The 21,458-nt window shown below is 63.1% G+C and carries 12 protein-coding genes; 10 read left to right on the top strand and 2 right to left on the bottom strand.

Annotated features, from left to right (window positions below; all coding sequences use genetic code 11):
- The first annotated feature begins 16 nt into the window (after nt 1–16).
- On the top strand, nt 17–1,726 hold the full coding sequence (locus tag BV034_RS03415; RefSeq protein ID WP_050024144.1) for a hypothetical protein: 1,710 nt from the start codon (nt 17–19) through the stop codon (nt 1,724–1,726).
- Between the two features lie 26 nt (nt 1,727–1,752).
- On the opposite strand, the gene BV034_RS03420 is transcribed toward BV034_RS03415, so the two are convergent.
- A complete protein-coding gene (locus BV034_RS03420; protein WP_063768665.1) occupies nt 1,753–2,580 on the bottom strand; it encodes a DeoR/GlpR family DNA-binding transcription regulator in 828 nt (275 codons plus the stop codon).
- Nucleotides 2,581–2,709: 129 nt separating this feature from the next.
- Here BV034_RS03420 and BV034_RS03425 point away from each other — a divergent pair, with 129 nt between their 5' ends.
- The 5 genes from BV034_RS03425 to glpX all read left to right on the top strand — a co-directional run bounded on the left by BV034_RS03425 (nt 2,710) and on the right by glpX (nt 10,547).
- Nucleotides 2,710–4,461 (top strand): PTS fructose-like transporter subunit IIB, encoded by a 1,752-nt coding sequence (locus BV034_RS03425; protein WP_050024145.1) that lies wholly within the window; start codon nt 2,710–2,712, stop codon nt 4,459–4,461.
- Complete coding sequence (gene ptsP / locus BV034_RS03430; RefSeq protein ID WP_265592574.1) at nt 4,458–6,989, top strand: phosphoenolpyruvate--protein phosphotransferase; 2,532 nt, start codon at nt 4,458–4,460, stop codon at nt 6,987–6,989. The genes BV034_RS03425 and ptsP overlap by 4 nt, the downstream gene beginning before the upstream one ends.
- Before the next feature lie 31 nt (nt 6,990–7,020).
- Nucleotides 7,021–7,950 carry a 1-phosphofructokinase gene (gene pfkB / locus BV034_RS03435; protein WP_050024146.1) on the top strand — a complete coding sequence of 310 codons (930 nt, stop codon included), beginning with the start codon at nt 7,021–7,023 and terminating at the stop codon, nt 7,948–7,950.
- A gap of 186 nt (nt 7,951–8,136) precedes the next feature.
- Complete coding sequence (locus BV034_RS03440) at nt 8,137–9,435, top strand: carbohydrate porin (RefSeq protein ID WP_050024148.1); 1,299 nt, start codon at nt 8,137–8,139, stop codon at nt 9,433–9,435.
- A 35-nt stretch (nt 9,436–9,470) separates the two neighbouring features.
- Nucleotides 9,471–10,547, top strand: coding sequence for a class II fructose-bisphosphatase (gene glpX, locus BV034_RS03445; protein ID WP_265592575.1), 1,077 nt, complete (start codon nt 9,471–9,473; stop codon nt 10,545–10,547).
- A gap of 807 nt (nt 10,548–11,354) precedes the next feature.
- Here glpX and BV034_RS03450 read toward each other — a convergent pair.
- Nucleotides 11,355–12,527 (bottom strand): prenyltransferase/squalene oxidase repeat-containing protein, encoded by a 1,173-nt coding sequence (locus BV034_RS03450; protein ID WP_050024151.1) that lies wholly within the window; start codon nt 12,525–12,527, stop codon nt 11,355–11,357.
- A 1,120-nt stretch (nt 12,528–13,647) separates the two neighbouring features.
- On the opposite strand from BV034_RS03450, the gene BV034_RS35585 reads away from it, so the two are divergent.
- The 4 genes from BV034_RS35585 (at nt 13,648) to BV034_RS03465 (ending at nt 21,397) form a co-directional block, all read left to right on the top strand.
- On the top strand, nt 13,648–13,776 hold the full coding sequence (locus BV034_RS35585; RefSeq protein WP_265592576.1) for a hypothetical protein: 129 nt from the start codon (nt 13,648–13,650) through the stop codon (nt 13,774–13,776).
- Nucleotides 13,777–14,335: 559 nt separating this feature from the next.
- Nucleotides 14,336–19,129 carry an autotransporter-associated beta strand repeat-containing protein gene (locus BV034_RS03455; protein WP_265592577.1) on the top strand — a complete coding sequence of 1,598 codons (4,794 nt, stop codon included), beginning with the start codon at nt 14,336–14,338 and terminating at the stop codon, nt 19,127–19,129.
- Nucleotides 19,130–19,195: 66 nt separating this feature from the next.
- Nucleotides 19,196–20,605: an arylsulfatase gene (locus tag BV034_RS03460; protein ID WP_050024154.1), complete on the top strand. Its 1,410-nt coding sequence runs from the start codon at nt 19,196–19,198 to the stop codon at nt 20,603–20,605.
- A 144-nt stretch (nt 20,606–20,749) separates the two neighbouring features.
- A complete protein-coding gene (locus BV034_RS03465; RefSeq protein ID WP_265592578.1) occupies nt 20,750–21,397 on the top strand; it encodes a hypothetical protein in 648 nt (215 codons plus the stop codon).
- The last annotated feature ends 61 nt before the right edge of the window (nt 21,398–21,458 follow it).

Below are 21,458 nucleotides of genomic sequence, written 5' to 3' on the forward strand. Positions count from 1 at the left end.
CACCCTTTGTTTCCTCATGCCCTCCATCACCTACTGGAACCGCCTCGAAGTCCGGCCGCGCTCTGCCAACTTCGCCTCCGCGCTCTCCGCCCGGATCCGTGATCCTCTCTGGATGCTGACCCGGCAGTGGCAGTTTGGCGAGTTCAAGGGGGAGGACGCAGCGGCCCCTGCCTATGTGCAGGTGGCCACCACGCAGAGCCGGCTGACGGGTTGGGTGCAGGGGGATGGCACCGTGGTTCCCCTCCAGGACGGGGACTTGATAGAGCCGATGGTGCAGGCGGAGCCGTTGACGCCGGACTACGCCTCCCGGGTGGAGGTGGGGCAGCTCTTTGAGCAGCTCCTCACTGAGGCGGGCGTGCCGGAGTTGATCCTCGACTTCCGCCTCGCCTATCCCCTGGCGGCACCCGATGCGGCTGAAGTTTCCGGGAACCCTGATCACGACACCCTGAGGTTCCGCCAGGTGATGGCGGGCCGGGCGCTGGATGGCATTTCCTTAAACCGGGCTGCGACGGATGTTGCCCCGGGCCTGCCCGCCGCGCCGGTGGTGGAGCAGGGCAAGCAGAATGCGGTGAGAGGGGCGCTGGACCGTCTGGCCGCGTGGGTGCAGGAGGTATGGGGGGCATTTGGCACCGCAGACGCCAGCATCTGGAATCCGGGGCGTCTGGAGTATGGGGTGACGGTGGTGGGAGGAGGACTCTCAGGGGAGAGCCTTGCCCTCCAGGCCCGCCCGGGCAGCGGTGGAGATCTGGGATGGCAGTCCCTGGAAGTGTCCGCCAGCGCGGCCCCGGCGGCCACTCCGCCATCCCCGGTGGAGACGCGCAGCATGAGCGTCATCCCGGGGCGGGTGCAGTTTCGCGGCATGCCCAACCACCGCTGGTGGGATTTTGAGAACGGGCAGATCGACTTTGGCGGCATCACCCCGGACAAGCGCGACCTCACCAAGCTGCTGGTGATGGACTTCATGCTCGTTCAAGGAAACGACTGGTTTCTGATCCCGCTGGAGCAGGAGACCGGGACTCTCACACGGGTGGACTCGCTGGTCGTGCATGACGTCTTCGGCGGGGTCACGCGCATTGAGCAGGCGGACGCCGCCCCCGGTCCGGCGGGCCAGAGGTGGACGATGTTTTCCACCACCGCGCCGGCGGCGGCTCAGGGGCTGGCGGGCTTCTTTGTGCTGCCTCCCAATGTGGGGCCTGCGGTGCAGCAGGGGCTGGTGCTGGAGGAGGTGAGATTCCTCCGCGATGAAATGGCGAACATGGCGTGGGCGGTGGAGCATACGGCGGAGAATGGCCTGGGACGTGCGTGGCCAGGACATGAGCGGGATCTGGCCATCGGCAACCCGGCTATTGAGCCCCCTGTGGAGACACCGCTGCGCTACCAGTTGCAGACGCGGGTGCCGCAAAACTGGCTGCCGTTGATCCCGGTGGCAATTGATCCTCAGGAAGGGGACATCGCGCTGGAACTGGGTGCCATGCTGACCCAGGGCGAGAACCCGCAACCCATCCGGCCCACGGGGCGCATCTTGCAGCCTTCGTCCATCGGCAGTGAGGCCTATCGGATCCGGGAAGAAGAAGTGCCCCGGGAAGGGCTGCAAGTTTCCCGCGTCATGTGTCGCTGCCGTGGCAGCGATGGCTCCACGCATCTCTGGGTGGCACGGCGCAGGCAGATCGGCCGGGGTGAGGGCTCCAGCGGCCTGCGGTATGATCTGGCGGTGCAGGAGGAGTGAGGTTTCAGGAGGTAACGAGAACCTCCCTACACCACCTCGACTTCCATCCCCAGGCTCTCAATCTCCCGGCGCGCCGTGGTGGGCAGTCCGTGATCGGTGATCAGAAGTTGTGCCGCATTGAGCGGAGCCACCCGGACCATCCCTGAGGTCGACCACTTGCTGGAGTCTCCCAGCAGGGTGACGCGCCGGGCGGAGCGGATCATGGCGCGCTTGATCTGAGCGATATCGAGGTTCGTGTCCGTCACCCCGTGCTGCAGGTCCATCGCCTGCACACCCAGGAAGAGGTGGTCCACGAGCAGCTCCTTGAGCATCTCTTCTGTCCTCGAACCCAGCGTGCTTCCTGAATCCCTGCCCACCGTGCCTCCCAGGAGGATGACATTGGCGGCGGTGTGGGCTGTGGCGGCGAGCGCGACGTTGAGTGCGTTCGTGACAATGGTGAGCCCCTCCAGCTGAGCGAGGTGGGGGATCATCTCGATGGCGGTGGTGCCAGCGTCCAGGATGAGGGACTGTCCGGCGTGGATGCGCTTCGCTGCGGCGGCGGCAATGCGGCGCTTCACCTCAATGTGCAGGCCCATGCGGTGGTCCAGATCCGGCAGGGCCGTGACGGTGCGGGTCATCACCACGGGGAGCGCGCCGCCGCGGTCGCGCACCAGTTTGCCTTCGCGTTCCAGGTGATCCAGATCCGTCCGGATCGTCACCTCGGACACGCCGAATCGTTTGGCCAGCTCAGTGACGCGCACTGCGCCCTCTTCGCGCACCAGGGCCGTGATCTGCCCGCGGCGTTGCGCCGTCATCAGCGTGGTGTCTGGCGGGGGAGTGGAGGCTTTCGCGGTATTTTTGGAAGGGGAGCCCATCACAAGTATTCGAAGGTGTTTACAAGAATCCGCAAGGAAAATCCCCGGGAAGAAGCCGAATTGCGCAAATTTAGGCTCGACATTTTTCGAAAACTTTCGCAAACTTTCGTTAATTCACGAAAATAGCCGATGAAAATTGCCGCACTCACTTCCTGTCCCACCGGTGTCGCCCATACCTTCATGGCGGCAGAGGCATTGAAAAAGGCCGCTGCCATCATGGGGCATACCATCCGGGTGGAGACCCAGGGGGCGCAAGGCACCCGGGACGCTCTGACGGAAGCGGAGATCGCGGAGGCCGATGTGGTGATTCTCGCCGCTGACGTCCGGGCGGATGTGGGGCGCTTCGCGGGCAAGCCCACCTTGGAGACCTCCACAAGCGAGGCCATTCGTCATACTCGCGAGGTGATCGAACGAAGTATGGCCATTGTGCCTGCTCGGCAGGAGGTCGCTGCATCGGTGGACTCTGCTGCTCCGGCCGTCGTGGCCCCGGTGGTGACTGGCGGCAAGAAGCTCGTCGGCATCACCTCCTGCCCCACGGGGATCGCCCACACCTTTATGGCCGCCGAGGCGTTGCAGAAGGCCGCCAAGGCCCTGGGACATGAGATCAAGGTGGAGACGCAAGGCTCCGTGGGGGCGAAGAACCAACTGACCCCTGAGGACATCGCCGCGGCGGATGCGGTGGTCATTGCCGCCGATGCCAAGGTGGACACGTCCCGCTTTGCCGGGAAGCCGCTCTTCATGACGGGCACCAAGCATGCGATGCACAAGGGCAAGGAGGTCATCGAGACCGCGCTGAAACAACCCGTCAGTACCGGAGGCGATCTGGTGAGCGCGATGGAGCAGGCGAAGGCGGAGCGGTCCAAGTCCCGCACGGGCCCCTACAAGCACCTGATGACGGGAGTTTCCTATATGCTGCCCATCGTGATTGCGGGTGGTCTGGCCATCGCGCTTGCGTTTGCTTTCGGTGGCATTTACGCGGGCGATCAAAAGGGCACGCTGGCCGCGGCGTTGAGCCAGATCGGCGGGGGTGCGGCCTTCAGCCTCTTCGTCGCGGTGCTCTCCGGCTTCATTGCCTACTCGATCGCGGACCGGCCTGGCATTGCGCCTGGCATGGTGGGTGGATTGCTGGCGCAGAATCTCGGAGCGGGTTTCCTGGGCGGCATCGTTTCCGGTTTCCTGGCGGGCTATCTCACGCGCTTCCTGGCGGAGAAGATCAAGCTGCCCAACACGCTGGAGGGGCTGAAGCCGGTGCTCATCCTGCCGTTTCTCTCGACCATCATTGTGGGCCTGCTCATGATCTTTGTGATCGCGCCGCCAGTGCAGGGGGCGCTGAATGCGATGACGGAATGGCTCAACAGCATGCGCGGGACGAATGCGGCGCTGCTGGGCATCATCCTCGGTGCCATGATGGCGTTCGACATGGGCGGGCCGATCAACAAGGCGGCGTACACGTTCTCCGTCGGGCTGCTGGCCAGCAAGGTGTACACGCCGATGGCGGCGACGATGGCGGCCGGGATGACGCCGCCGCTGGGCCTGGCACTGGCGTGTTTCCTCTTTAAAAACCGCTTCGATGCGGAGGAGCGCACGGCAGGTACACCCGCCCTGGTGCTGGGCTTTTCCTTCATCACGGAGGGAGCCATCCCCTTCGCGGCCAAGGATCCCCTTCGTGTCATTCCGGCGCTGGTGCTGGGCTCGGCAGTGGCAGGGGCCATCTCCATGGCCAGCAATGTGCAGCTCCTGGTGCCGCACGGCGGGATCTTCGCTGCGATGATCCCCGGTGCGGTGACCAATCTGGTGCCTTACCTCATCGCCATCGTGGCCGGCACTGCCGTCACCACCACCGCCCTGTTCTTCCTCAAACGCCCTGTTGTGTCCGCATGAGTTCCCGTTCTTTCCCGAAACCACCGGCCGGAACCGCCGTCTTCACCGAACCTACGCACGCCATGATCACCCTCGCGCCGCAAAACATCCGCCTGCAGGCCAGTGCCCGAACCAAAGAGGAGGCCATCCGGGCCGCCGGCCAGGTGCTGGTGGACTGCGGGGCCATCGCCCCGGGCTATGTGGACAGCATGATGGGCCGAGAGCGCCAGGCGAACACCTACCTGAGCCACGGCATCGCCATCCCGCACGGCATGCCGCAGGACCGGGAGCTGATCCATCGCACGGCCATCTCTGTGGTGCAGGTGCCGGACGGCGTGACCTGGAACGACGGCCAGACGGTGCGGCTGATCGTGGGCATCGCGGCGAAGTCGGATGAGCATCTGGGCATCCTGGCGGCGCTGACGGATGTGCTGGACGATGCCGGGGCCGCCGACCGTCTTGCCCATACCTCGAACCCACAGGACATTATCGCCGCTCTCTCCAGAAGACAGGAGACGGGCGGGGCGGGCGCGGATCTCGCTGGAGCGAAAGAGGTGGAGGTCATCATGGCCTGCAGTGCGGGATTGCATGCCCGGCCGGCCACGTTCTTCGTGGAAGTGGCGTCGAAGTTCTCCTCAGACATCGCGGTGAAGTTCGGGGAAAAAACGGCCAACGGCAAGGCCATGGCCTCGCTGCTGAAGCTGGGTGTGCCCGGCGGGGCGAGCGTGCGCATTCAGGCAGCTGGGGCCGATGCCGACGCGGCGCTCAAGGCGCTGGCGGAAGCGGTGGCTGCGGGCCTGGGCGATGAAGAGGAGGAAGATCTGGTCCCCGCAGCGGGAGCGATGGCGGCCTGGACGGCCCATTCCTATGGCCGGGCGATCACCGGGGTCTCGGCCTCGCCAGGACTGGCGATTGGGCGGCTCCACATCTTCCAGCCCACCCGGTTGTTCTTCAGCGACTCGGCGCAGAATCTGGAGCTGGAAAAACGCTCACTGATCGGGGCTCTCGACGCGGCCCGCATTCAGCTCGACGAGATCCACGACGCCGTGATGGCCCGATGTGGCAAGTCCAAGGCGGCCATCTTCAAGGCGCATCAGGCATTGCTGGATGATGAGGACCTCCTTCATGAGGTGCAGGTGCGCATCGACTCCGGGCGCAGTGCCGCATGGTCCTGGCAGCACAGCATTGAGAACCGCGTGGTGGAGATGCGCCAGATCGCGGACGAGCGGATCGCAGCCCGCGCGGTGGACCTGCACGATGTGGGGCAGCGCGTGCTGCGCCTGCTGGCGGGTGCGGATCACGATACGTCTCTGCCGGAAGGGGAACCGGTGATCTTGGTGGCAGATGATCTCACGCCTTCAGACACAGCCAAGCTCGATCCCAACCGTGTGCTCGGCCTGTGTACTGCCTCCGGTGGGCCGACCTCCCACACAGCCATCATTGCCCGCTCGCTGGATATTCCGGCGGTGGTCGGCGCAGGGCAGGCCGTGCTGGAGCAGACCAACGGCATTCTCTGTATCCTGGACGGCGCGACGGGGCAGTTGTACATCGAACCCAGCGCCCAGGACATCGAGTCCGCCCGCCAGTATCAGCAGGATCTGCACTCCCGTCGTGAAGACGAAGCAGCGGCCCGCTATCAGCCCGCGATGCTGACGGATGGTCATCGTGTGGAGGTGGTGGCGAACATCGGCAAGGTGGCCGAGGCCGCGGCGGCGGTGGAGGCGGGAGCGGAAGGTGTGGGCCTGCTGCGCACGGAGTTCTTCTTCCTGGACCGCGATGCGCCGCCCTCTGAAGAGGAGCAGTATGAGGCCTATCGCACGATGATCGAGGCACTCAACGGACTGCCGCTCATCATTCGCACGCTGGACATTGGTGGTGACAAAGTGTTGCCCTATCTGCCACTGGCGGAGGAGGAGAATCCCTTCCTGGGAGTGCGGGGCATCCGGCTCTGTCTGCGCAAGCCGGAGATCTTCATCCCGCAACTGCGTGCCATCTATCGGGCGTCAGTGCATGGGCCGGTGAAGATCATGTTCCCGATGATTGCCACGCTGGAAGACCTGCGCGCGGCGCGGGAGATGGCAGAACAGGTGCGCCAGGAACTGGGCGTCGCGCCGGTGGAGATCGGCATCATGATCGAGGTGCCCTCGGCAGTGATGATGGCGCATGAACTGGCGCGCGAGACAGACTTCTTTTCCATCGGCACCAACGACCTCACGCAGTATGTCCTGGCCATGGACCGCATGCACCCCGCGCTGGCGAAGCAGGTGGACGGCCTGCACCCGGCGGTGCTGCGCATGGTGGACCTCACGGTGAAAGCTGCGCAGAAGTGCGGCAAGTGGGTGGGCGTGTGCGGCGGCGTGGCAGGGGATCCGCTGGGTGCGGCCATCCTCACTGGACTGGGCGTGGCGGAGCTGAGCATGGCCGTGCCGAGTGTGGCTGCGGTGAAGGCACGGCTGAGGGAGCTCTCCCTGCCTGCGGCCCAGAAACTGGCGCGGCGCGCTCTGGCCTGTGCCAGTGCCACAGAGGTGCGGGCCCTGGCCGTGGGTTGAGGACTGGCAGCAAATAAAGACACTCTATTTCATGAACCCAGCGGACATCATCACTATCACCCTCAATCCGGCCATCGACCGGACCATCACCATCCCGCAGTTCACTGCCGGGGAGGTGAACCGGGTGGAGCATGTGCGGGACAATCCCGGGGGCAAAGGAGTCAACGTGGCCTCCTCCCTGGCAGACCTCGGCCACCGGGTGGTGGCCACAGGGTTGCTCGGGCGGGAGAACAGCGGCCCTTTTGAGGAGCTCTTTACACAGAAGAACATCGAGGACGCCTTCATTCGTCTGCCGGGTTCCACGCGGGTGGGCATCAAGATCCTGGACCCGGTGAAGCGACAGACCACAGACATCAACTTCCCCGGCCTGGCACCGACGCGGGAGGATGTGGCAGCCCTGCGTGAGCGCATCGAGACCCTGACAGCCCCTTGGTACGTGCTGGCAGGAAGCCTGCCTGCGGGACTCGATGCCAAAGAGTATTTCCGGCTGGTGCAGACGATCCACGGGCGGGGCGGTCGCGTCATGCTGGACACCAGCGGTGCTCCGCTGCTGGAGGCCCTTGTCGCCTGTCCCGATGCGATCAAACCCAATGCGGACGAACTGGGGGCCATGCTGGGCCGGTCTCTGGACTCGCATGATGAGGTGGTGGCCGCGGCCCGGGAGCTGGTGCAACAAGGCGTGAGTCTGGTGGTTGTTTCCATGGGCGCGAAGGGGGCGGTGTTTGTCACCGCTGACTCGGTCGTCACCGCCTGTCCGCCGCACATGGAAGTGCGCAGCACCGTGGGCGCTGGTGACGCGATGGTGGCGGGCACGGTCTCCGGCTTGTTGCGTGGACTGCCGCTGCCAGAGGTGGCTCGCCTGGCCACGGCCAGCTCCATGGATGTCCTGTCGCGGCCTGAACCGGGCCTGCCCTCTGAAGTGAATTTCGATGCGCTGCTCGCCAGCGTGACCATTACCTGATCCCAACTGCGTCCTCCGCATCCTCAAGACGGAGGCCTTACCACACTCTCATCGTCCCAAGCAAAGCAAACACGGCGGCCTGCCGTGGCGGGAGATCTCGCGCCTGTGCCCTACGCCAACCTGCTTTCCCCCCGACTCGACTCACTCAACTCAAACTAAACCGCAACTGCCTCTACCGAACTGAATATGAAACACACCTCCCTGTCACTTCTGGTTGCAGCGTTCGCTGCCCTGCCTGCGCCCGCGCTCCTGGCGGGAACTCCGGCCGATGCCGTCACTCCCGCTGCGCCCTCATCCACCCGCTGGGTGGATGGCGACTCCTTCACCGGAGACTGGGGCGGTCTGCGCACCGATCTCGCGGCCTGGGGCCTCACGGTGGATGCGTATTACGTCAACAACTTCGCGGGCAATGTCTCCGGAGGTTTTGACCAGGGCTCAGAGTATGCGGACAACGCGTATCTGGGACTGCTCTTCGACCTGGAAAAGATCTGGGGCTGGGACGGAGCGACCTTTCTCGTCAGCGGCATCAATCGCTCAGGTGACAGCATCACGGCGAACTACGTGGGCAGCCAGTATGACTCCATGCAGGTGGTCGGAGGGCAGACGATCTTCCTCTATCAGGTGCTCTTTGAGCAGAAGTGGGCGGATGACCGCGCTTCCCTCAAGATCGGCCGCTTCAGTGCCTCGGACGACTTCAACACGTCCTCGCTCTACGGCTACTACATGAGCAATGCGTTCGACGGGAACCTGCGTGCGGTGTTGTTCAACACGCAATTCTCCGCCTATCCCTTCGCCACCTGGGGGGCGCGGGTGCGGTTCGACCCTACGCCGGAATCGAACCTCCAGTTCGGCATCTTTCAGGCGCAGGACGATGTGTTTGACCGTGACCTGCATGGCCTGGACTTCGGCGTGGAATCCGGTGACGGCGTGTGGATGATCACGCAGCTAGGCTGGACGCCAACCTTTGGCGGCGATGAGAAGACGGGGCTGCCCGGGCACTACTGGTTTGGTGCCTACTACTCGCCGTGGGAAGGGTACACACAGTTCCGCACCGGGGACAAGGTGGGGGACTCGTACGGCTTCTATGTGCATGGGGACCAGATGGTGTATCGGGAGGCGGCGGGTAGCGATCAGGGGCTGGTGCTCTGGAGCGCGGTGACGCATGACCCGAACGAGGACATCGCCATTGTGCCGTTTCAGGTGAACGTGGGCGCGGTATATCGCGGGCTCATCCCTGGGCGTGATCGCGACGCGACCATCCTGGGTTTTGCCTACGGCAAGTTCAGCGATGATTACGCAGATGTGGTGGAGGCCCGCGGGGACGGCCGGCCCAAGCATGAGATCGTGCTGGAGGCGGCGTATCGGTATGAGCTCACCAAGTTTGCTTATGTACAGCCGGGGGTGCAGTACGTCATCCGACCCGGCGGAACCGGGCAAATCGGTGACGCACTCGTACTGGGTCTGCAAATGGGCATTAAATTTTAATGCACAAAGGTCGCATGGCGATACAACTAGGCAAAATGATGACTGAACTGACGTCCAACCGCGATATCGAGCGCCTGATCCAGCTCGACTTCCTCCGTGCCACGGAAGTGGCCGCCCTCAACGTGATGAAATGGGTGGGGAAGGGGAACAAGGAGGCTGCCGATGAAGCGGCTTGCGACGCCATTCGCGGGATGTTCGACCTCATGAACATCCGCGGTGAGGTGGTGATCGGTGAGGGCATCAAGGACGAGGCTCCGGGCATCTTCAAAGGGGAGAAGGTGGGCACCTGGCTGGCAGGCACGCCCAAGTTCCACGTGGCGCTGGACCCCGTGGACGGCACCACGAACTGCAGCAAAGGCATGCCCAACTCCATCTCCTGTATCGCGGCGGTGAAGGTGGACGACGGCGAAGAGGCCCACCTGCTGGACATCCCGGCGTTTTACATGCGGAAGCTGGCCTATCCCCAGGTGGTGCGGCGTGCGTGGATGGCCGATCCCTCCCTGCCCATCAGTGTGGACGCTCCCATCAAGGAAGTGCTTCCGGTGGTGGCGAAGCTGCTTGGCAAGTCCGTGCGTGACGTCACGGTGATGGTGCTGGACCGCCCGCGAAACCAGGATCTGGTGGATGACATCCGGAGCATGGGTGCCTCCCTGCGCATGATCGCGGACGGCGACATCACAGCCTGTCTGGCCCCGGCTCTACAAGGCTCGGGCATTGACCTGTACTGCGGCATCGGCGGTGCGCCAGAGGGCGTGCTGGCAGCTGCAGCATTGCGCTGCCTCGGTGGCGGCATGCAGGGCAAGATCTGGCCTGCCAATGATCGTGAGAAGCAGTCTTTGATCGATGCGGGCTGGGGCCACCGGCTGGACGAGGTGTTCCGCTCCCGCGACCTGGCCTTTGCCGATGAGATCATCTTCTGCGCCACCGGCATCAGTGACAGTCCCCTGCTCCGCGGCGTGCGCGTGCAGGGCCACACCGCCACGACGCACAGCGTGCTCATGCGGGCGAAGAACCACACCGTGCGGTTCATTGAAACCCACCACGACCTGGAGGCGAAGACCATCCACCTGCGCTCCTCGAAGCAGGAGGTGTTCCTCAACCAGCCGGGTTGACGGGCAGGGCGGCTGAGAAGCGGTGGGTGCATTTCCTGAACCCGGAGGGGGGCTTTGTGTCCCCTCAAGGAGCGGCGGTTTGTGCTTGCACAACCGCCGAGGGTGAGCGGAGTGGTTGACCGCCGAATGCATCACCGCTTGATGCGGTCTTGCCGCTCCTTTTTGCTTGGAAGCTCTTCTGCACGGGCAACCACCGGCGGTTGTGCAAGCACAAACCGCCGCTCCTTGGGTCCCGTGCCGTTACGACCTTGAACCGGCGACTGAAGCGTATGCGCTGGCGCTTGAGCTGGGGGACGGATCAAGGGTGCAGTCACGGTTTGTAGAACTCACTTCGGAGTTCCGGCCTCCTGCCCGCGTACCCAGGGTGGCGGCTCGTGCCTCGCCTGACCCTGGGCTATTTTGTATGACGCCTTTGGCGTCGGGGTGCTCGTATGGGATGATGGTGAGGCCTGGATCTGACGCGCATGCTCCTTGCGGGAGCGACCGGCTCAAGGCATCTCATGGTGACCCCTCTAGGATCGAGGTGTGTCAATCAAGGGTGGCATGACGGTGATCTGGTGCGAGACAGCTTGCATCGTGGTCCCTGAAGTGCTCTTGAATGTGCTGGCGTGAGGCAGGATGCTTCCTTGAACCCGGAGGGTTCGCCACGAGTAGCCATGGGTGAAGCGAGCGGAGCGAGTGCAACCCATGGAAAACGACCAACCACCTGCTACCGCGGAGCGGCAGGCCAACCCGTTACGGTGAAAGGCGATGTGTGGCGACGGATGACCGCCGAAGCGGCTGTCGGCCACATCTCCGCACCTCGCCTCACTTCAGCGCCCGGTGCACATGCTCCAGGGCGAGGACGGTGTAGGCGGTCACCAGCACGGGATCGCTCTCCATCCAGCGGCCAGAGGTGCTGTTCTTCCACGAACCATCCGCGCCTTGCAGCTTGATGAGATGGCTGGCCAGGCCGGTGCGCCAGTCCACAGGGCCGGACTTGGTCTTTATCTGGTCCAGCCCCGCCGTGGCCAGGGCCTTGGCCATGGTGTGGTAGTAGTAGAACAACCCCTCCGCACCCATGCCGGGGTTCTCCTCCACCGAGTAGTTTTCCCCCAGCCACTGTAGCGCCCCCTGCACGCGGGGGTCATCCGGCGTGAGGCCGGCGTAGATGAAGCTGAGCATGCCCGCGTAGCTGATGCTGCCGTAGTAGCGCATGGCGACCGGGCCGCCCTTGGCATCCTTGCCTCCGCGGGGTTCGCCGGGTTCGCCGGGTTCGTAGGTGAAGGCGCCGAGGTTCTTCTTGTCATCGCCCGCCCATTTCTGGTCGTTGGATTTCGGACGGTTCTGGCAGCGCTCGATGAACTTGACCGCGGCGCCCCAGTTCAGGTCATCCTGCTTGTCCACGGGCTTGCCGGTGTCCTCCAGGAGCTTCTTGGAGAGGTAGAGCGCCTCCAGGGCGAACTGGGTGTTGGAAAGGTCCGCGTGGGCCGGTGAGCCAGGCTTGGAGGGGCCGTAGCCGAAGCCGCCGTCGAACGCGTTGTCCGCACTGCCCTTGGCGTCGTAGTCGTTCTGCTGTCCGGCCACGAACTTGCGGGCCTTGCGGATGATTTCCTCGTCCTCAGGCCGGTTGCGCAGGACCAGCGCCATCAGGGAGATGGAGGTGTTGTAGTTGGCGCGGCCCTTTGCGTAGATGCCGCCATCGGGTTGCACGTTCTTGAGCAGGAAGGCATAGCCTTTATCGACCTCAGGGCCTGCGGAGGGCTTCCCGACCTGGGAGGGATCCTGCACGATGCCCGCCAGCACTAGCGCGCTCAGGGCGGGCTCCTGCGGCGTGGTCCAGTAGCCGCCCTCGGTGTTCTGCTGGGACTTGAGGAAAGCCACCCCGCGGGTGATGGCGGCCTGCACCTCATCGCGCAGCTTCTGGGGGCTCTGGCCCTGGGCGGACAACGTGGCGGCACACAGGGTGAGAAGGATGAGGGTGCGGCGTGAGGTCTTCATGGCGGGTGAAAAGACGCTGAACACTGAGAGTGGTACTCTAGGCGTTTGATTGCCGGGGCAAGGAACGGGTAGCGTAACACGGGTGAGCGTGGGCTGGGAAGAGGCTGTTTTGGGTGAGCTCAACGTGGGCCGACTCGTCGATTTCGTGCATTTCGTTCTTTTCGTACTTCGTACGGAGAATTTCAGCGCGTGGGATGGCCTGTCGATTTCGTGCATTTCGTACTTCGTACAATGATTTGCGGAGGCGGCGGGGCGACCAGCTTGCCCCGGCCTGAGCAAGCTCTGCAGGCTGGCCAGTGAAGAGGTTGGGATGTTTTGTTGTGATGTGATATGGAGAAAAAATCCATAGGGGAAAAACGCACGCGTTCCCCCTGACTCTCTCTCTCTCTCTCTCTCGCTCTCTCTTAGAGAGACGAGTTGGAGAGAAGCTGTCCAGTTGAGTTGTTTCAACTGGACAGCTTCTGGTGGAGGCCAGTGTAAGTCGATTCCCATCAGGGGGACAGCGGGGGCGATCTTGGGGAGCGCACGCATCCCTGCGTGCTGTTTGCGGCATCTTGCCGCGAACGTCAGGCCGCACATGACATCGCATCCGCCTGAGGTGGAGGTGTTGATGGCGGTGGGGAGAAAGCGGATCTGTCGGCCTGCCAACCTGATCATCCTCTGCGGAGGTACCCAACGTTGACTCGCTTAGGGCTCGTCCAACGTTGGGCTGAGATCCCCGCTGGGGATCAGCTTCGGACTGAGGCGGGCACTTTCCAGGTGGCCGCCAAGGAATCGACGCCTTCCACGCGCTCCGTTGAAGTTCTTCCTCGAAGAGGATGGGGCTACAAGCCCAACGTTGACGAGCTTCCAGTGAGTCTACGGTGGGTATGGGTGTTGGAAGTTTCTACTCCGTAGGAGTTGTGGCGGTCTGAGGCCTTTCGCGCCCAAGGGGTTCTCCACGACGGCGGGGCACGGAGGCAGCGGAGGAACTTCTCCGAACGAAGTACGAAAAGAACGAAATGCACGAAATCGACGAAGCGGTGCGACACGAATCGCGAGGCACCCCCGGCGAAGAAGACTGGTGACTTGGACGCGTGCTTCTGCGGCGACTGAGCCGGTTGGGACAACCGGACTACGCATGAAGCGACGTCGCGGGAGTAGTCCGACGGTCCCCGTCGGGTTGGGAGCGGAGGAGTTGACGGGAGAAGTCGAGAACCTGCCGACCGCCCAGCTCTTCGCGTCAGAAACGGCAGCAGATCTCCACTGAACGAAGTACGAAATGCACGAAAAGAACGAAATCGACCCGCTACGAACGGGACGAACTACGCGTTCGCGTCACATTGACCCCCATCGACAAACCTGATCCGGAAAAATTTCCATTGGACAAATTCCCCTCCGTGGCTACTTTCAATCCACACTAAACCAGTGTGAATGCATCCGGCCTCGGAGCATTTGGCCGATCCGCACGAAGGAAGGTTCACGTTTCAAACTTCCTGCCCGATCCCACCTGGGAAGCCTGTCAGGTCTCCACCGTCTCGTGACGGCCCCGTTCCCATGTCCGTGCTCCTGCTTGATCCATACAGACCCCGCCACATCCGACCACCGGTACCGCGGGGCAGAGACTGCTGCTGACGGTCTGCGCCAAACCACCGTCCTATCTCATCAACCACCTTTTGAACGCCTGCCCCACTGAGGGGTGGTGCGGATGAGCCTGCATGCCTCTGTGCCAGGACCAACCTGCTTCTGCGAGTAAATCAATGTTCTTTCCCATATCCTCTGTCTTTCCGTCACGACGCACACGAGCCGGTGCCGGAGCTCCCTTGATCATGCCCCTGCTGCTCGCGCTGTTGCTGGCGGGGACCTCCCGTTCCTTTGCGGCCCCCTTGTATTGGGATCTCAATGGAGATGTCGCAGGCAGCGGCTCCGCGACACCCACTGGCGTGTGGGACCTGACCACGCAGAACTGGAATGCCACCGCTACAGGCGATCTCACGTTGCCCAGCGTGTGGGCCAACACCGGCACCGACACCGCCGTCTTTGCCGCAGGCACAGATGCGACTGGCAGCTATGAAGTCACCGTGAACGGAGCGCTGCTCCTCTCTGGCATCACCCTCGAGGAAGGCGGCACCCTCACGCTGGCGCAGGGCACGGATGGAGCCTTGGGCTTTGGCGCAGTGCAGGCGCAGATCAATGTCGCGACGGGAGCCACGCTGATCTCCAACGTCGCCCTCTCTGGCACGGCCGGCCTCGCCAAGTCTGGCGCAGGCACGCTGTATCTGAACAACGCCTCTGCTCCCTCCGGTCCGTATCTGGTCAGCTCCGGCACGCTGGCGATTGGCGACGGCCTGTCCATCAGCGGGACCACGCTGAATCTGGGCGGTGTGGCAGGGCTCTCCTCCACCGTGACCCTGGGCACGGGCACCGTCTATCACCTGGCTGGCGCGATCAACTTCCTGAATGCCAATACGCCCCTCGCGGCGCTCATCCAGGGCGGGACCATCACGCTCAATGGCACGCGCAACTTCTCTGCGCAGAACATCTCCGCGCTGATCGATCTGGAGATTCGCTCGGTCATCGCGGACGGCACGGCTTCCTCCGGGGTTAACAAGACTTCTGCAGGGACGATCCTCCTCTCTGGCAGCAACACTTACACCGGTGTCACCAACGTGACGGTCGGGACACTGCAGATTTCAGGCGGGGGTTCCATCACCTCCAGTTCTGCCGTGACGGTGGCGGCTGGCACCACGCTCACCTTTGGTTCCAACACCGACACGGTGGCCGTGAACCGAGTGGGAGACGCGGCCATCATCACACTCACGGCCGGAGGCAACAACGATGTGACCAATCTTAACTTCAACGGCTCCGACTTCACCACTCAGACGGTGCAAGTGGAGACCGTCGGTGGATTGGTGATTGCAGGGCAGGCTCGTTCCTTTGTCTCCCTCAAAGCAGGTGCTGGGGATGAGTACGAGCTGAGACTGGGCTCGCTCACCCGGAGCGGGAGCGCCCTGGGGCTGATCCGCGCAGACGGCCTGGGCCAGAGTGCGGGAACGGCGGGTGCCGTGAGAGTTTATGTCAGCGAACCGCTCGCCCTTTTTGGCACTGCGGGCGCTATTCTGCCCTGGCTGGTGGGGGATGTCTCCACCACGGGCACGGGCACCGGATTCCTCACCTATGACTCCACGAACGGCCTGCGTCTGCTGAACTCCAGCGAGTACACGGTGGTCGCGGCCAACTCCCTGACGGCCGGGGTCAATGCCGTGAAATCCGGCGGCGCCGTGACCCTCTCCAGCTCGGTGCGCGTGAACTCATGGACGAACAGCAACACGGGAGCGGTCACTCTGGGCGCGGCAGTGACCCTGGGCATTGATAGCGGCGGGCTGCTCTTCACGGCCAACGGAACCTTCACTGCGGGCGTGGTGGATCTGGCATCCTACACGCAAGGCATCGTCCATGTGGCGAGTGACAGCAACATCACCGCCACGATCAACAGCGTGCTGGCCGGAGATTCCGGTGTGCTCTACAACGGCACCGGCAGCGGCACCAAGATCCTCGCGTTGGGTGGAAACAACACTTTCACCGGTGGATTGACAGTGATGAACGGCACCGTGGAACTGCGCAGTGCGGGAGGGCTCAACACCACCGGGGTGAACTCGCTCAACATGCTGGGCGGCACATTGCGACTCAATGGCAACAGTGTGACAGTCTCATCGTTGGATGGAGTCGGGACGGTGATCAACAACTCCGCCACTCTCAACACCCCCAGCACACTCACCGTCAATGGCGGCGGCACTTTCACGGGCAGCCTCAACAATGGATCGACTGAAGCGCTTGCGCTGACGAAGAAGGGAAGTGCTGCCCTTGTGCTGGGCGGTGCCAATACCTACACCGGAGAAACCATAGTGGAGGAGGGGATTCTCCACGTGAACCAGCAGGGAAACGCACCGGGCACCAATGGTTCACTCGCGAACACCAGTGGCATCACAGTGAAGCAGGGCGGCACTTTCAGGATCAACAACGGCAATGCCACCAACAACAGTGGCAACCGGGTGAATGACGCGGCAACTCTCACCCTCGCAGGAGGCACGTTCTTTTACGGCATCGGCGGCAACAATGCCATTGCCTACAGTGAGACGATTGGAGCACTCCACTTGCAGGCGGGATCGAATACGATCACCACCCAGGCGTCGGACGGTACCTCAACCTTCACCTTCGCCAGCTTCGGCACACGAGCTGCTGGTGCCACCGTGAACTTCACTGGTGGCAGCCTCGGCACCGCGCAGAACAAACTGGTCTTCACCAGCGGAGTCGCAGACGGCTTCCTGGGTGGCTGGGCCACGAACGGCAACGAGTTTGTGAAGTACGTCACCGGCACCGGCATCATCGCCATGAGCGGCTCGGACTATCTCACCACCGCCGCCACGGGCTGGACCTCCGCCGTCCACGCCAAGCCCTCGGCCGACCAGACGCTCAGCACCTCCTATGACGTTGCCTCATTGAACCTTGCCGCAGGCATTGATGTGAACCTGGGGACCAATACCCTGGCCACAGTCAGCGGCGGTTTGATCAAGTCCGGCGGCACAGTGGATGGCACCGGTACCAGCGTCAGCAACATCACGGGCACGGGCAAATTGACCGCAGGAAATACAACGGCGGCGGCCGAACTGTTCGTCCGGGTCACCGGGGCCAACCTCATTGTGAGTGCGGTGGTGGGTGACAATGCGGCAGGCGGTGCTGTCTCGTTGGTGAAGGCCGGGGCGGGAACGCTCGATCTGAAATCGGCCAATTCCTACACAGGCAGCACCTACTTCAATGAAGGCACGATCCTGATCAGCCATGCGGATGCCTTGGGGGTTGGCGGCTCGCTGGTCTTCAACGGCGGCAAACTCAAGTATGCGGATGCGGCGAAGACGTTCGATGCCTCAACAAGAAGCACCTTGTTCCTGGGCGATGCGATCTTCGATACGCAGACATTCACAGTCACTTTTGCGAATGCGATCGGGGGAGGCGGGAGCGGTCGCTTTATCAAGATGGGCTCGGGTGTTCTGAACTTGTCCTCCACCACCAATGCCCTGAACTACGGAGGCACCACACGTGTCACTGAAGGCACGCTGCGCTTCACCGGCACGGGGGCGGTGCATGGGGTGAATGGATTGATCCTTGGGGGGACGACGGTGAAGGCGGTGCTGGATGTGGGGGCGGGTAATCTCCTGAATCTGAATGGCAACATCGCCGCATTCGCCGATGGAAAAGATACCGCGGCTCTGATTCAAAACGGAACCATGGCCCTTAACGGCAGCCGGACCGTGGACGTGGCCCTCAGCGCCGCGACGGAGGCCACCAACATCCTGGAAGTCACCTCCACCATCACCAATGGCACCGTGAGCGGCTCCCGCCTGACCAAGACAGGCGCTGGCACCTTGAAGCTCCTGTCCGACAACGGCTACACAGGCCGCACGGAGATCTGGGATGGGAAGCTGGTGGTGACGGACCTCGAAGCTCTGGGCATCACGACAGGGGACGAGAATGCTCTCGTACTGGGGAACGCCGCAACGACCGGTGCCTTCAGCTATGAGGGGACGGAAAATGTGTCCTCGAACCGCAAGCTTCTGCTGAACGGCGAAACCGGGGGCGGAGTATTGCTGGCGGAGAAGACAGGCGCGCTGGACTGGTCCGGGCAGGTGACCATCTCCCAAACCGGAACCAAAACCCTGACCTTGGGAGGGGCGGCGGCGGCCTCGGTACAGAATCAGGTCAGTGGAGTGATTTCCGACAACCTCGCCGTGCAGGCCACGGTGAATGTGGTCAAGACCGGTACGGCCACCTGGCGGCTCACCGGGCAGAACACTTATCGCGGCACCACCACCGTGCAGCAGGGCGTGCTCCAGGTCGGTTCCGGTGGCGATGGCAGCAGCCTGAGCCAGGCGCTCACCGCAGGCACCACCGGCACTGGGCGCACCACTGTCACGACCGGGGGCGTGGTCAGTGGCACCGGGGTCATCAAGACCGGGCTTACCCTGCAGGGTGGGGAAGTGCGGCCCGGCGATTCCGTGCTCGCAGGTGCGGACACCTCCTTCGATGCTGGCGGCAAGCTGGGCACGCTCTGGGTGAATGGCGATGTGTTGTTTGAGAGCGGCACGCTTACCTTCCAGGTGCAGGCGGCCACGGTGCATGTGGCAGCCTTGACCGACTCCGCATCGGAAGGCTACGCCGCAGCCTTGTCCGGGCTGGGTGCCGACTACGCGGCTGACCTTTCGGCCGCGGTCAACCAGTCCGGATTTCAACACGATCACTTGGAAATAACCGGCTCCTTCACCGCCACCACCAGCGGGACCAAGTCCATTGTCATCGTCCCCACGGAGGGCGCTACGTTTGCCGCAGGGGACGTGTTCAACCTCGTGGACTGGAACGGGCTTGCCGCGTTTTCATCGGCCACGCCCACCTTTGTGCTGCCGCAGCTCTCAGACAGCTCCCTCATGTGGGACGCCAGCCTGTTCTCCAGCCAGGGCATTGTGTTTGTCACGCTCGCTCCCGAGCCCTCGCGTGGGGTGCTGCTGGTCGCCACCTTGTCCATGCTGGTGTTGCGCCGTCGTCGTCCCCGGCAGGCTCAATCTGTGTGAAGAAGCGCACTTCTTCATCGTTTCCCCGCACGCCTTCATCTTTCTCCCACCCCCTAGATACGCTACATGATCCATCGCATCGCTTCCCTGTTGTTGCTGGCCATTGCCGCCAGCGAGGTCTCTGCCGCCGAGGCTCCCCGCCCGAATATTGTCTTCATCCTGGCCGATGATCTGGGCTCCCATGATGTGGGCTGGCGCGGCAGTGAGATCAAGACCCCGCACCTGGATGAGTTGGCCCGTGGCGGTGCCACGCTGGACCAGTTCTATGTGCAGCCCGTGTGCTCTCCCACCCGCGCCGCTTTGCTGACGGGCCGCTACCCTTTCCGCTACGGATTCCAGACCGGCGTGGTGCGTCCCTGGGCGGAGTACGGTCTGCCGTTGGAGGAGCGAACCCTGCCTCAAGCGCTGAAAGAAGCAGGCTATGAAACCGCCATCACCGGCAAGTGGCACCTCGGCCACTTCCAGCCCGCTTATCTGCCCACCAAGAGGGGCTTTGATCACCAGTACGGCCACTACAACGGCGCTCTGGACTACTTCACCCACATTCGCGATGGCGGGTTCGACTGGCACCGCGATGACAAGGAAAATCACGACGAAGGCTATTCCACCGAGCTCGTTGGCAAGGAGGCCGCCCGCCGTGTGCGCGAACGCGACAAGTCCCGCCCGCTCTTCCTCTATGTGCCCTTCAACGGCGTGCACGCTCCGCATCAGGTGCCAGCCGGGTACGAGGCACCTTACACGCAGTTCGAGGGCAAACGCAAAACCTATGCGGGCATGATCACCGCGCTGGACGCGGCAGTGGGCAAGATCGTGCAGGCCGTACGGGATGAGAAGCTCGTGGAAAACACGCTCTTCATCTTCTCCAGCGACAACGGCGGGCCGAATCCCAAGAAACTCACCAGCAACGGGCCGCTGCGCGCGGGCAAGGGCACGGTATATGAGGGCGGTGTGCGCGTCTGCGCCTTCGCCACCTGGCCAGGCAGGATCAAACCCGGCACCTCGGTGCAGGCTCCCATCCACATTGCCGACTGGTTCCCGACGCTGCTCGGCCTTGCGGGCGCACCTTTGAAACAACCTCTGCCGCTGGATGGCAAGGATGTCTGGGCCACCGTCACGGAAGGCGCGGCGTCACCACATGACGCCATCCTCGTCAACACCACGCCCAACGGCGGCGCCATCCGCTCCGGCGACTGGAAGCTCGTCATTGGCGGTGCGAATCGCGATGACGAAGACGGTCCGGGCGACGCTGCCAAGGGCAAAGGCAAGAAGGGTCGCGAACAACCCGCCAAAGGCGTGGAGCTCTTCAACCTCGCCAGTGACGTGGGTGAGAAGAACAACGTTGCCGAGGCCAATCCGGAGAAGGTTCAGGAACTGCGCGCCCGCTATGACAAGCTCGCCGCAGAAGCCGTCGCGCCCAAGAGCGGCCCGGCTCCCAAGGGCTTCAAGAACCCGCGGGTCTGGGGACAGGCGGACTGAGCTGACATTGTTAGAGCCCTCCCCAAGGTTTCTGACGCTCCAGGTGGCAACATCTGGAGCGTCTTCGTTTTCCTGTCATAGGTCAGACAATCTCCTTACAATTTGCGGGTTCCCGAGCTCGGGCGGGAGGAGTACGATGGTGGCATGAATGGCTTGTTTCCGATCTTGCTCTGCCTTTTTGCCATCGCTTTCGCACCGGTTCGAGCACATGCCGAAAGTCCCGCAGAGAAGATGCTGGATGAGACCACTCAGTTCATCTTCTTCAGTGTGCTGGAAGGCGCCTATGAAACGGGCCTGTCTGGGGAGGATGTGGCCCAGATCTTGATGAAGAAGGAAGGTCAGACGTACTTTCACTTCATCTATGCATGCCCGGTCTGCAATGCCACCATCTGGGCGCTGCAGGCTTATCAGGCACGGCCTGATCGCTTTTATGGCGTGAAGTTGGCCACCTCCACGTTTGGGCCAGGGCTGGAAGAGCAGTCAAAAGAGATGCTGCATGACGAGGACCCAGTGCAACGGCTGCAGGCCATCAATGAACTGGTGAACCGATGGATGGCGACACGGATGAAGAAGCTGCGCCTGACCGATGAGGAGCGATCCAGCCTGCTGGTGAAACTGGAGGAGAAACGCAAGGAGGGCATGAAGGCCCTGGAGTCCTTCCAGCGCAAAGAGCACGGGCCGGACTTTGGCGTTGCCGAGGCTGCTCCCGCCTATGTGGGACTGGAGGAATGCGCCGTCTGCAACGCCGCCGTGGGGAAGCCGATGAAGCTGCCGAAGCAAGGGGCGAGGTAGGTTATTGGAATGTGCGGGACCACTGTCATGAGGGAAGCGCGTCACCACCTCCAGCAATAAC

Source organism: Verrucomicrobium sp. BvORR034, from assembly GCF_000739635.1.
GTDB lineage: Bacteria > Verrucomicrobiota > Verrucomicrobiia > Verrucomicrobiales > Verrucomicrobiaceae > Verrucomicrobium.